The 12,520-nt window shown below is 46.0% G+C and carries 12 protein-coding genes; 9 read left to right on the top strand and 3 right to left on the bottom strand.

All coding sequences use genetic code 11. The annotated features are described in order from the left end of the window. Positions 1-21 precede the first annotated feature (21 nt). The 3 genes from AACP56_RS13410 to AACP56_RS13400 form a co-directional block, all read right to left on the bottom strand. Complete coding sequence (locus tag AACP56_RS13410) at positions 22-1,557, bottom strand: LA2681 family HEPN domain-containing protein (protein WP_339335065.1); 1,536 nt, start codon at positions 1,555-1,557, stop codon at positions 22-24. A 44-nt stretch (positions 1,558-1,601) separates the two neighbouring features. After that, positions 1,602-2,570, bottom strand: a complete 969-nt coding sequence (locus AACP56_RS13405; protein ID WP_339335067.1) for a hypothetical protein — start codon at positions 2,568-2,570, stop codon at positions 1,602-1,604. A 77-nt stretch (positions 2,571-2,647) separates the two neighbouring features. Beyond that, on the bottom strand, positions 2,648-5,212 hold the full coding sequence (locus AACP56_RS13400; protein ID WP_339335069.1) for an AAA family ATPase: 2,565 nt from the start codon (positions 5,210-5,212) through the stop codon (positions 2,648-2,650). Positions 5,213-5,558: 346 nt separating this feature from the next. Here AACP56_RS13400 and AACP56_RS13395 point away from each other — a divergent pair, with 346 nt between their 5' ends. The 9 genes from AACP56_RS13395 (at position 5,559) to AACP56_RS13355 (ending at position 12,494) form a co-directional block, all read left to right on the top strand. Continuing rightward, positions 5,559-5,828 carry a hypothetical protein gene (locus tag AACP56_RS13395; protein WP_339335071.1) on the top strand — a complete coding sequence of 90 codons (270 nt, stop codon included), beginning with the start codon at positions 5,559-5,561 and terminating at the stop codon, positions 5,826-5,828. Then, positions 5,815-6,234, top strand: a complete 420-nt coding sequence (locus AACP56_RS13390; protein ID WP_339335073.1) for a single-stranded DNA-binding protein — start codon at positions 5,815-5,817, stop codon at positions 6,232-6,234. Before AACP56_RS13395 ends, AACP56_RS13390 begins: the two co-directional genes overlap by 14 nt. A 269-nt stretch (positions 6,235-6,503) precedes the next feature. Then, positions 6,504-6,884 carry a DUF6876 family protein gene (locus AACP56_RS13385; protein ID WP_339335075.1) on the top strand — a complete coding sequence of 127 codons (381 nt, stop codon included), beginning with the start codon at positions 6,504-6,506 and terminating at the stop codon, positions 6,882-6,884. A 71-nt stretch (positions 6,885-6,955) separates the two neighbouring features. Beyond that, a complete protein-coding gene (locus tag AACP56_RS13380; protein WP_339335077.1) occupies positions 6,956-7,405 on the top strand; it encodes a JAB domain-containing protein in 450 nt (149 codons plus the stop codon). A 447-nt stretch (positions 7,406-7,852) separates the two neighbouring features. After that, positions 7,853-8,413, top strand: coding sequence for a BfmA/BtgA family mobilization protein (locus tag AACP56_RS13375; RefSeq protein WP_339335079.1), 561 nt, complete (start codon positions 7,853-7,855; stop codon positions 8,411-8,413). A gap of 1 nt (position 8,414) precedes the next feature. After that, a complete protein-coding gene (mobB, locus tag AACP56_RS13370) occupies positions 8,415-9,440 on the top strand; it encodes a MobB family relaxase (protein WP_339335081.1) in 1,026 nt (341 codons plus the stop codon). A gap of 86 nt (positions 9,441-9,526) precedes the next feature. Continuing rightward, positions 9,527-11,071, top strand: coding sequence for a type IV secretory system conjugative DNA transfer family protein (locus tag AACP56_RS13365; protein WP_445227697.1), 1,545 nt, complete (start codon positions 9,527-9,529; stop codon positions 11,069-11,071). A gap of 221 nt (positions 11,072-11,292) precedes the next feature. After that, entirely contained in the window at positions 11,293-12,042 is a 750-nt protein-coding gene (locus tag AACP56_RS13360; protein ID WP_339335086.1) for a phospholipase D-like domain-containing protein, read from the top strand. A gap of 29 nt (positions 12,043-12,071) precedes the next feature. Next, entirely contained in the window at positions 12,072-12,494 is a 423-nt protein-coding gene (locus tag AACP56_RS13355; protein WP_339335088.1) for a hypothetical protein, read from the top strand. Positions 12,495-12,520 lie beyond the last annotated feature (26 nt).

The following is a 12,520-nucleotide window of genomic DNA, read 5'->3' as shown; positions in this document are numbered from 1 at the left end:
GTTTATTGAATTGTTTTTGTATCAAAACTTTTGGCTATCGTCTTTTATATTGGGATATATAGGTATTGTTGGACCATTATTCGGTTTTTTGCTCTCTTCAAGGTTTACTCCCAAGGACAGATAAATCAAGCCTGCCCTTACTGCATGCATTAAATTCAACGTTTTTTCTACGAAATCTTGACGTTTAATCCAATAGCTATTTCCGCTATCATCTTTGACCTTGTCCCATTCCTCGTTGGAAATGATATTCAATGACTTGTGCTCCAAGTAATTTCTAATTTCAGCCATGGCCTTGGATTCTGGAGCAATGGAAATAATATTGGGTAAATCCTTATCATAAAAATCCTTGTTCAGCCAAAAAAGCCCTCTAAAGGGCAAATTTTCAGTGGCGTTGACCTTATCCATCACCTCCGTTCTATCTCTAGTTTTCGGTTTGTACCAAATTCTACTAAAAGAGACCGATTTTGTAGGCCATCCCAATTCCATGTAATCGTTCAGGAGGTATGCCAATTTATCCAAAATTGAATAGTTCATCCGAAAACATATTTTTAGCTTTTCTACCGCCATGCCGTAATTGATTCCTTTGGATAAATCCATTTGAAGATTCCCTTTGTCCGAGAAATGGGGTTTTGCATGCACTAGGCCCTCATAATAGATATATCGTGCTGAGACAAACTCCTGTTTCATCTGGTTGAATTGCATTTGATGGAATTCAGGTCTATTGTCCTCCGCCTTCAAAGTGGGTAACAAAAGACAATCATGGGCCGCTATACTTTCTTTACTTAAATCATTGATGGGGTTGAGGAACAACCCATTATTCAGCACCCATTTTCTATACACTACTTCCTCAGGTCCGTTACCCAAATCAAATGAGCCCTCCCCGTAATCATGGCCCAGCTCATCGTTTGGGAAGAGCGATTCAATATTTCCTCTTATTTCTATCACGGAAGTCCTGGTTTCCGCATATAACTCCCCTTCCAACGCCTTGCCAAAGGCTTCGTAAGCCATTTTGAAGAAATAGCCCTGTTGGGCTCCATCATATAGAAAACGTGAGTATCCAAGGATAGTATGGGCATAACTCGCCATAGTTTGCCCAAACTCTGGTATTATTTCAAAGGCCCGGCGGTAGTATTGCAATGCTTCGGAAAACCTGCCTATAGTATTGAACAGAATTCCCAAATTGGTCAACACTTCACACTTCCTCTGAGGGTCATGCCAATACTGCGAAACTGATAGTGCCATTCTTAGATGGAAAATCTGTTGCTCAAGTTCTTTGGGCTGGAAATCCCCTATTTCCAGATTTGTTTGTACCTGTCTATGCTCATGCAGATAGGACCAGCCATTGGCCATGTTGAAATGGAATGCCTGTAGTTGTTCCACATAGAAATCCTCAAAATTCACATCCTTGCCCAAGGCAAGACCTTTTTCAATATAATCGGAATCCTTCATTCCCCTGCCAGATTCAAAGAGGGTCTGAAGTGAAATAACAATATCCTCAGGGTCAATCCCCTTAAAAGTTTGCAATTTCATCAGCACTTTGGGGTCACGAATATTCATAGTCTATCAATCTTTAATAATTCTCAGTAGCTATTTAATCTGCGCTATAGCTGTTCCAGTTTTTCCATTAACTCCTTCAAATCGTTGCTACGCCCAGAATAAATCAAGGTATTATACTTAGCTGCCAATCCAGATTCTACAAGTTCAGCCTTTCGCTGTCGGTCGACCAACATGATATCGGACAACGGTAATCCTGTGCTGATGCGCATGATGTCAATATGGTCGGCTTGGCTTTCTTTTTTACTGTACAGGGCCAGATAAGCCAGAAGTGTAGTTCGAATATTCAAGGTGGCTATATTTTCGAATCCCTTACTCTTAAATTCTAGTAGCAGTCTTTTGACCTCTTTTTTTTTCAGTTTATGTCTTTTTAATAGCTGCTCCAGTATTAAATCCACCCAATTCGGCACTTCCTTATCCCCTATCCTATCGCCTCGAATATAAAGACGTTCCAGTTTCATCAATTCCTCAAGCCGTTGGATAAAACTTTGCGTTTGGATGTACTTTGAAGCCTGAATAAATGAGCTTTTTGCCTTACCCTTGATTTTTTGGGTCCGCGTTTGCGCTCTTAGTTTATTGAGGCCGGCAACAGCGTCCTCTATCAAGGTCTTATGCTCATTTGCCAGTTTATCAAAAAAAATATAGTTCTCATCGGTACTCATTTTACTATCAATATTGGCATAGAAAAAAGTCTTTTGGGTAACCCTATTGCCTCGGAGTCTGGAGGAAATGAGCTGTGAGGTTATAAACAAATCAGGCTTAAATGCGAATCCGTCGGATAATGTGGTCAAAAACTGGTCGTGTCTTTGGGCGTCAGTCTTTCTCTTTTTTGCAGTTTCCAAGAAATGTTCGTGGGACAAAGGACAATACAATTTGCCTTCAGCCCTTTTTTTTAAGATCAGTGCTCTTATGCTGCCCCATAAAGAGTTGCTATCCGGAGCCAACAAATCACTTACCGCAAACTGGTCCAGATAAATGCACTTTTTTTTCGTTGCTTTATTTTGTCTTGATGTCAATGCCTAATTTCTAATTTTCATTGCTTATAATATTTGCCGTTGGGGGCTTCTTTTTACTTCCTGCTACTCAAAAGAAACTAAGATGGAAATTCTTGCTTGACACCTTTGAAGGTTTCAAAATCTGTTCTAAGGTCATCCAAAGTGGGTGGGCTATGTATGATTTGGGCAGCACTATGTGCGTTTATAAATTTGCTGGACCTGGCGAACAAATCTTCTATGGTAGCCTTGTGTTTGTCGATAAGTTGGCCGCTAACCCTCGGCAAGGTAGTCGTCATGATATGCTTTCGATAGCGTTTGACCATTTTTTGAAAAACAACGTCGGTAACAAATAGTTCCAAGGCTGCCCGCAAATACCCATAACCCTCCTCTGCCACATCGCTTTCCAATCTCCCCTGTTGTCCATTATTCAATAGCATATTGATTTTCTTGATTTCAGCACTCAAACTATTGATTTCAAAACCGTCAGTCAGAATTCCAGCTTTATCAAGATTTCTGTGGACATTATAAAACTTAAAATCTACGTTACTCCCAATGGTCAATTTTTGTAAATCCATCAGACTATGGTACAGCAGTATGCTATGTGTGAACACCACCACTTGTCGCTCATTGGCCAGTTCCACAAGTCTCCTTGCCACATCATCAATGATATGATGGTCCAGGGAATTGACCGGATCATCAAAGACGACCGGGGCAACGGTTTCATCCAATTGCATCTCCGTTAGGAATTCGGCCAGGGCTATGGCCTTCTGTTCCCCCTCACTTAATACCTGGTTTATGTTAAAGGTGGAAATGTTTTGACTTAGACGGGAGCTCCCTTTTGAGGTGTAAAATGAAATTTTTACCCCTAGATGGGATTTCCGGAATTTTTTTAATTCTTCATCAAATTTTGTATTGAAGTCCTGTGCTATCAACTCTTGCCTTGCACTGGTGGTTTTGGCACTCAAAGAGGCTGAATTAAATTTATTGGCATTGGTCTCTAAAGCAGCCTGTGCCCTGAGATTGGCTTGACAGTCTATTACCGCTTGTTTTTTTTGGGATAACAGTTGCCTATCCTTCAGTTCTGCAATACTTGCCTGTATTCCCTTTTCAATAGCAAGTAAATTGTCCAACTGCCTGGATACACCGTCCCTTTCGCCCTCCAATTCCTTTTTCTTTTTTTCAAGGATAGTAATGTATTTTTCAAATTGAACGTCAAATTTTACGTCTTTCGTCAAGGTATCTTGAATCACGTGCGACTTCAATGTTTTCATTTTGGAGTTCAATTCCAACAACGCTTTCGGCTGAATCAATGCCCCGGCTTCATCCACCCCGTAAACTGGATGGTGCAAAATTAGCTGGGTATCCACCAGTCTTGTTCTCTGGACAACTCCATTCTTAAGAATTGTGATTCTATTTATTTCACTTTGGGTGGTATCGTTCATGAGCTCTTGATAACTCTGCACCAAATCTTGAGCAGTCGCGTCCGATAAACTTTGCTTGCAGTACACGCACGTATCATCGGGATTTTTTGGATAGTCCTGCTTATTCAGCACCTTAATATATGCATCGGCAGATTTCAAGAAATTGGAAAATTCCGGAGTGTTGAACTTTTCCACACCATTTTGCTCTGCAATGGCAGATAAGGTAACCTGTGTTCGTGCATTTAATCCCTGCAATTGCTCGTTGTACTGGAGTAGATTCGACCAGTCCGTTGGTGAGAGCTTACCCTGGTTCTGTTTTATAGCGGCAATAATACGGCCCAAATCCATGATGTGTAGGTTCAAATTTCCTCTTGTGGTCAGCAAGAAACCTTTGTTCATCCCTTTGGCTTCTTCCTCTTTTTGTTGGAGCGTTTTTAGGTCTTCTGGTGTAAAATTTGCCAATGCATCCAACGCTTTTAAATCAGAGTCCACGGACAATTCATCCACGAACTTATGCTGGGGTGTGCCGGTATGAAGTTGCTCTTTCCAAGGGAGGGTTGTGGGATAAAGCTTAACCTGTCGTTGTCGTAATTCTTCCAATTTGGCCAGTTCGTCCTTGACCAATCGAAACATATAGAATCCCTGAGGGGCCACTAGCAATTCCCTGTTGTTGCCAAGCGATATGTTTACGCAATCGCTGTTGAACACCGATATGGCCGATAGGTCTTCCGTGGTATGCACCCCGTTCCAATGATGGCTATTAGGAGTATCTTCTATTTCGTAATCAATAACACAGCTTTGGCCCTGTTGTGCTTCATTGACATTGGAGAGGATTTCTCGGGAACTGTCAAAACTGTGTCCCAAAGATTTCAGCACACGGCTATACCCAGTTTTACCAACTCCATTATTGCCATAAACAACCGTAATGCCCCGACTGAATTCCATCTCTTGGTCCTCGTCCAAAAGATTTACCCCTTTGACCTTGTGTACCTTGTTCAAGACTACCTTCTTGGCGTCAACACTAAAAGTGGGCTTCTTCACCGCTATGGGTGCTAGTGGGGGGTTAAATACAAATCCTATCTCTTCCAGATAGTAGTTGAAAATTGTATTGCGTTCCTCATCACTCAATGCATCCTGTTTGGCAATGGTCTTGGCAAGTAATAACTTACCCCAGTTCCCATTTGGTTCCGCCCATTCCCATAAAAAATCTATTAATTCCTTCTTTGTACTGGTTCCAGCCATATCGTTTGGATTTTGGTAGAATAAAGATAGAATATTGTTGTAGGAAAATTTAACAATTACTACTATTAAATCAGCCTAAACAGGCTAGGTAGAACAATAACTTCAGTCAGAAGAAAACGTACCATTTATATATTTTTTGTTCCACTTCCGTTGGCCGTATCCTTTCATAGGTCTTCTTTGACCTACCCTTAACTCTTTGCGCTCCCCTTTTTTTATAGGCAAAACAACAAGATTCAATCCTGTAGCCGGCATAAAGCCAGGACCCCGCCCCCAGCGGGGTCTCTTTTTTATACGGCCCCAACAGGTCTGAATCTTGTACTACATCCAGCATCAAAAAAAGGGGAGCGTGAAAGCTCTAGTAGAAGTAAGTCAAAGACTGGAAACCATGAAATCACACACGGACAACAAAAAAGGAAGCGGAACAAAAGAAATCAAAAAAGGGCGAGGCGCTCAAGATAGCATAAGTAAGTCTCTTTTCTTTTTGGTTGGATGGGGATGCGGAGTATTTGGGGCTATTGGTCTGTGTGTTTGGCTTGCACGGCAATTACGAGTTCAATTTTTCTTTAACCAGTCCGCAAAAGGCGGACATAAATACATTTATCATGAGCAATTTTAGAAACCATGTACAATTGATTGGGAACATCGGGGATGAACCCAAAGTGGCAGATTTGGAAAGTGGCAAAAAAGTATGCCGTTTTCCTTTGGCGACCAATGAGTATTACAAGAATGCCAAAGGGCAAAAGGTGGAAAGCACGGACTGGCACAATATCGTGGCTTGGGGCAAGACCGCAGAGATCATCGAGAAGTACGCCACCAAAGGGAGTGAGATCGGGGTCATCGGGAAACTCAAGACCCGAACCTACGAAGGGCATGACGGCAACCAACGTTATGTGACCGAAATCGTGGCGAACGAAGTATTGTTATTGGGCGAAAAGTCCAAGGGCAAAGCCCCCAGCAAGGCGCAGAATACCACGGCCAAAGCCCAAAAGGAGACAAGTACCGAAAAGGATAAAAAGGCTTAATAAAGGAATCGGGGATGTCCCTTGTGGACGTCCCTTGCTTTTCAAAAAAGGAAACCACATGGATGCAACAAAATTCAAACGTCAAGCGGAAACCCTGATCCAAGGGTTTCAACATCTCATTCGGAAAATGCCCCAAAAAGGCAACACAGCCACAACGTGCCAGCGCATGACCTTGCAAAAGGCCCTGAACGGATTGGCCAAAGCGGTCAATGGGGTCACGGATGCAGATTTTATCGATAATGAGGATCATGACCATTAAATGTAATCCTATGGAAACAGCACAAGAAAATCTATCCGACCAGTTGCGACGCTTCCACGGCTCGGCACAATTCTACCGCCTGCCCATTTGTGGCACATTGTATACCGAGGGCATCCAGTTTTTGGCGTCAACGGCAAATGCCTATTGGCTCTTGACCGATGCGTCCATTATGGGCAAGAGCTTGATGGAAAAGAGCTATTTCATCACCGTGGATTTTAAGCGGTTGACCGAAGCGGAAAAGGAAGAAATCGGTTATGATGCCACCATCCAGTACAGCGATGGCAACGGCTTGGTATTTACGACACAGAAATACCACATTAACGATTTTCCCTTGGACAAGCTGCGACTGTACTTTGTGGACAATACGCTCCTATTGCCCTCTGAATATTAAAAATAGTCGAGGGTGTACCTAATTGCGACAGCTACACCCTCTTATCTCATCATTAAACATATAGTAAAACAATGAACACTAAAGTTAACGAAATAAAAGTGAGTTACAAAGAACGCGTCAACGCCAAATTCTGGAAAAAAATCCAATCTTCACAAGATGCCGCTGAAGTGCTTTACGAACATTGGGACAAGGACACCATTGGACTCTATGAATCCTTTAAGGTGGTTTTCCTGAACAACAGCAACAAGGTCAAGGGCATCTATGAACTTTCCAAAGGGGGTATCACCGGAACACTGGCGGATGTGCGAATCCTTTTCGGAATCGCACTCAAAACTGCAGCATGTGCCGTCCTGATTTCCCATAACCATCCTTCGGGCAAGTTGGAAGCCAGTGGAGCGGATAAGGACCTCACCAGTAAAATCAAAAAGGCGGGAGACCTATTGGACATCAAAGTACTCGACCATTTGATCATCGTACCCAATGGCGATTATTACAGTTTCGCCGATAACGGACTTCTTTAATACAAACTCCAATGACAGGTTTTGGAACGGGCAATTTCGATTGTCCGTTTTTTTTGCGCATGAATTTCTATTGAAAGATATTTAACGTTATTTCCGATTCAGTGAATTTTATTCAAAAATATTCGCGTTTCCGTCTTAAAATTTACGAATCCCTTTATTTTCCATGGCCTTCAAACTACCTTCAAGATACGTTGTAAAATTTCCCCTGCGGGGAAAAAGGAACAGCAAGAGGGCAACACGCCGAGGCGGTGTTGCATACGATTCATTTGATTTAAACCCTTGTAAAACAAGGGTTTAAAAAAATAGTATGAAACCGGATGGGAATGGGGTTGACCCCTATCTGACCCAGATATGACCCCTTAAGGGGACCTTTAGGGGTCAAATGGGCCGAGAGGCTTTTAAAACCAAGGATAAGAGAGGGGGCAACATCCCCAAAAAACAAGACTCATGGGAGCCAATGTGAACATTAAGGTCAGTGGCGCGGTGGCCGAAAAATTCAGGGGCCTATCGCCCAAGATCGCCAAAACGCATTCCGAGGCATTGGCCCTGTTGATGGATACCTATGCACAGGTAGGATCGCACAAAAAGGATTTCAGGTCCCATCCCGTGGTCAAGCTTTTGATGGCCCAAGGGGATCAAAACACCGACCGCATCATCTCCATCAACAGGGCCACCGAAAAGGACAAGATCGACCGTATCCTGAGCATCCTTCTGGTGCTCTTCGACCATGGGGCCAAGCGCAAGCATCCCCAAAAACCTTCCCTGGAAAGCATCAACTCGGCACCTTCCCAGGACATTGACACCAGCGGACCGGGCTTTGCCCTGATCGAGCTCCAAGAGGAGAAGCTCAAGGTCCAGGACCGACTGGTCCTGATGCAACGGGAAATCCATGGGCTGCTGCATGAAAAGGCCCAATTGGTCCGTCCCCTTTTGGGCAAGGTCCACGTCAAACTCTTTATTTCCGGTGAGGAGTTCAAGGCCCTCAAACAACGCTATAAAAACGACTGACATGTACATTACCATCACCAAACAGCACATGGATGCCACCTATATGCGGAGTGCCACGGACTTTGTGGCCTATCTGGAAAAGGAGAACGAGGGCAAACATCCCGAACTGCAGGAGCCCTTCTTTGATCAGTACAATGACCGTATCGATGCCAAGACCGTGGTCAAAGAGATCGATGCCAATACCGCAAAGCTCAAAAAAAGGGAGCCCAAATTCTATTCCCTGACCGTTAACCCCAGCAAGCGCGAACTCAAGGCCATGGGCAATGACCCTGCCCTGCTACGGGCCTATGTGCGGGAAGTGATGAAGGACTATGCGGCGGCCTTTTACCGGGAACACGCCATCCATGTGGACCAGTTGAAATACTACGCCAAGATCGAGCACCAACGGCTGTACAAGGGCAGGGACAAAGAAATCCAGGAGAACCGGCCCTACAGGGCGGAGATCGCCAAGCTCCAAAACGACCTCCGAAAAGTGGAGCGGGGCGAGTTGCAGGGCGACACCCAAAAAATGAAACGACAGGTCGAGCGACTTTCCAAAGAAATGCCACATCAAATCGATGGCAGGCCCATTAAGGAGGGGATGCAAAAGCCCGGCCACCAGATGCACGTCCATATCGTGATGAGCCGGAAGGATGTCACCAATAGGTACAGCCTGTCGCCCGGTAGCAGCCACCGTGGATCCGAGGGAAAGCTCCATGGGCAGACCATGAAACGGGGCTTCAAGCGGGACCAGTTCTTCGGGGCGGCCGAAAAGACCTTTGACCGCATGTTCGGCCATGAGCGCAGTTATGTGGAGAGCTATGCCGGAAGAAAGGAACTGGGCCGGGATCCCCTGCGCTATTTTGCAAAACTGGCCAAGCTCCCGACCAACGAACGGGCGGCAGCCCTAAAGGTCCTGGGCAAGTCGGGGGTCAAGGTCCCCTTGCCAGATATTCCCAAGTCCAAAATGGACCTGGTCCTGAAATCCATCAAACACATAAAAAAGGGACTGGACCTAGCAAGGGGTTCCAGTTCCATCGAAATCTAATGATGATGCCCATAGCCATAGACTATCCTTTTTCCGAGCAGCCCCTGGCCGTGCTGACAACGGCCTATGGGGCGATCCTGGCCCTGATGGTATGGACACACCTGAAGAACCCATGGGCTTATTTCTTTTGGAGCGGCATCCTGGTCCTGGCCGGGGCATTGGTCCATCACCACTTTCCCATACAACGGTTTTGGGGAAGTATCCTGGTACAACTGCTGCCCCTCCAGGGGGTGAACCTCCTGTTGTTCGCCCTGCCCGAACTGGTCAGGCCCGAACAAAAGGTCCATCCCCGATACCGGGTCAAGCTCAAGCTCCAGAGCGGCCATTTGGTCCTAAAGAACATCCGCAGGGGGGTGTCCGTCATCGCCTCGGCGGGGAGCGGAAAAACGGAATCGGTGGTGCATGCCCTGTTGCAGCACTTTAGCAAGCACAGCTTCTGTGGGGTCATCCATGACTACAAGCATTTTGAGATCACCGAACTGGCGCATCCGCTTTTCTCCGACCCAAAACTGCCCTTCCATATCGTGTCCTTCGATGATATCCACAAGCGGGTAAACCCCATCGCACCCCGCTACCTTCCCGATGAGGAATCCGTGAACGAGGTCTCCCGGGTGTTGTTGGAGAACCTCTTGGAGCAACGGGAAAACTCGGTCTTCGGTTCCTCCAAATTCTTCAACGATGCCGTGGAGGGCCTGTTGGGCGGGCTGCTGTGGAAACTCAAGACGGCACATCCGGAACATTGTACGCTGCCCCACCTGATCGCGGTCTACCAACAGCTGGACACCCATGACCTGATCGACTGGCTCTCCTCCAACATCATCTCACGGGCGATGGCCGATGCCTTTATCTCGGGCCGGGACTCCGAGCGGCAGACCGCAGGGGTGCTCAGTACCCTGGCCAATGCCCTGAAGAAGATCAGTACCCAGCGGATCTTTATGGCACTTTCCGCCGACGAGGTGCCCTTGGATATCAACAATCCCAAGAACCCATCGGTGGTGGCCATCGTCAACAATCCGAAATATGAGACCGCCTATTCCCCGGTCATTGCCACCATCCTCCATACCATCACCAAACAGATGAGCGTCCGGGGACGAAGGCCCTCCTTTGACCTGATGGAGGAGGCCTCCACCTTACGGCAGCTCAACATGCACCGCATCCCGGCCACCCTGCGCAGCTATGACATTGTTACGGTCTATGTCCTGCAGGACAAGGTACAGAACGACATGATGTATGGGGACAAGGCCAGTCGGGCCATCCTGGGCAACCTTTCCTATCAGTTCTTCGGGAAGGTCAACGACCCCGACACCGCACGCTATTACGAACGCTTTTTTGAACTGGTCAAACGTCCTACCCATAGCGTGAGCAAGGGACAGGACCCTTTTCGTTCGGATACCCGCATCACCAGGGGGGAACGGGAGGTGAGCAAGATACGTTCCGATGCGTTCTTCCGATTGAAGCAGGGGGAGTTCATCTCCTTTGCCGACGGCAGGGACCGAAAGATCCGCTTTCCTGTCCCCAAACCGGTCCGAAGTTTACCAGAGCCTGCCTTCCCCAATACCGATGGCCGTTTCGAAGCCAACTTCAAGCGCATTCACATGGAGGCCCGTTCCCTTTTTGCCTCCAAGGAATAGCCTTGGGCTTCGATACATTGGTTTTCTATCGCCAAAACAGCGACCGCAATCGGGAGTGTTGTTGGCCCTCGTTCCCATCGGGTTTTTTTTGAATTCTTGCCCTATGGAACCAAAATCCTATTTCCGAAATTTGTTGATAACTAATCTGTTACGGATGGAATCAGGTCCGATTTTGGTTATGTATAAAGTAACTTTAATGGTCATCTATAAAACTGGAAATCATGTATTTCAACAATGCACAATGTGACATCTATATCGGGACCGGAGCTGGGAAAAAGCTCATGGAGGAAATGACCTTGGCCCGGAAATCCGTCAAGATTGTATCCCCATTTTTATCGGCCCCGTTGCTGGAAGGTCTCAATGAGCTTCACCAAAAAGGGGTTAAAGTGGAACTAATCACTACAGCGGATGACGACCAAAGGTATGGCAAGCTCCAAAACCTCATTCGCCAGAACGTGCATATCGATGGTAGGGCACGGAAGCAGCGGAAGCGATTGAAAATTGCAGTTTGGGGATGCTATGCCATGGTGGGCATGGGTTTGGTAGCCAGCTGGTGGTTCTTTATCCAACAAGCGCTGCAGCCCGTATTGGTCAGTTTGGCCCTAACCACACTGGCTGGACTGGGTGCATGGCTCTTTCGATTTCTGGTGCGGAACAAAAGGGTCTATTCCTATACCTATGAGCCTATCTTTCCCTTGAAGGTCGTGCCACAAACAAACACCTTTGGACAACGGACCACCTATCTCCATAGCAAGATCTATATCATCGATGACCGTATCGCTTATCTAGGGTCGCTCAATTTTACCCGTAGCGGCACGGAACACAATTACGAGACGCGGGTACGGTTGACCGACGGCCCATCCGTACATAAAATTGTGGAAGAATTTCGGTATCTGATGGACGAGGCCAGTTTTCCGGAATTAGATGTTCAGTTATTTGGAAAATCCCATTTCAAGGAAATCATCAATTAATAACTCCCGGAACTCAAAATTTATTTTTAATGCTTTTAACCATTAAAGTTCCAGAGATTGAAAAATTACGGGCAATGTCAATACCCATAAGCATCTCTGGACTAGGAACCCCTTGGTCCAAACGTCAGCTGGGCACCTCGGGTAATGCATCAGGGGTATATGTTCATTTCAACAAGCATACCATCCTTTACGTAGGTCAAACAACAAGTGGTGTATGGGCTACTTTTGGCGAACGCTTAAGAAGGGAGTTTCAGGAATCCTCATCGCAGGACAGTGATCTTTTTAAATTACTCCAAAGTCAAAAATCTCCTGTGTATACCGCCTTGCTGGATTTAAACTATGTCGATACATTAATATCTGGTGGTCCGAAGGAACTCTCCAAGGAAAGAAAGGCCTTGATACTGGAACAGGTCCTTATCGGAACATATGATCCTGTAGGGAATAAAAAATAGTAGTTCAGAATGTCGTACTTTTCGTA

This window comes from Croceitalea sp. MTPC6 (assembly GCF_036985525.1).
In the GTDB taxonomy this organism is placed as follows: domain Bacteria; phylum Bacteroidota; class Bacteroidia; order Flavobacteriales; family Flavobacteriaceae; genus Croceitalea.
Note: the sequence above shows the minus strand (reverse complement) of the source record. Positions and strands in the feature narration are given on the sequence as shown.

Coding starts and splice junctions, on each gene's coding strand:
- mobB (WP_339335081.1), top strand. CDS start 8,415: ATGTACATTACCATCACCAAACAGCACATGGATGCCACCTATATGCGG.
- AACP56_RS13400 (WP_339335069.1), bottom strand. CDS start 5,212: ATGGCTGGAACCAGTACAAAGAAGGAATTAATAGATTTTTTATGGGAA.
- AACP56_RS13365 (WP_445227697.1), top strand. CDS start 9,527: ATGGTATGGACACACCTGAAGAACCCATGGGCTTATTTCTTTTGGAGC.
- AACP56_RS13380 (WP_339335077.1), top strand. CDS start 6,956: ATGAACACTAAAGTTAACGAAATAAAAGTGAGTTACAAAGAACGCGTC.
- AACP56_RS13360 (WP_339335086.1), top strand. CDS start 11,293: ATGTATTTCAACAATGCACAATGTGACATCTATATCGGGACCGGAGCT.
- AACP56_RS13410 (WP_339335065.1), bottom strand. CDS start 1,557: ATGAATATTCGTGACCCCAAAGTGCTGATGAAATTGCAAACTTTTAAG.
- AACP56_RS13375 (WP_339335079.1), top strand. CDS start 7,853: ATGGGAGCCAATGTGAACATTAAGGTCAGTGGCGCGGTGGCCGAAAAA.
- AACP56_RS13385 (WP_339335075.1), top strand. CDS start 6,504: ATGGAAACAGCACAAGAAAATCTATCCGACCAGTTGCGACGCTTCCAC.
- AACP56_RS13390 (WP_339335073.1), top strand. CDS start 5,815: ATGAGCAATTTTAGAAACCATGTACAATTGATTGGGAACATCGGGGAT.
- AACP56_RS13355 (WP_339335088.1), top strand. CDS start 12,072: ATGCTTTTAACCATTAAAGTTCCAGAGATTGAAAAATTACGGGCAATG.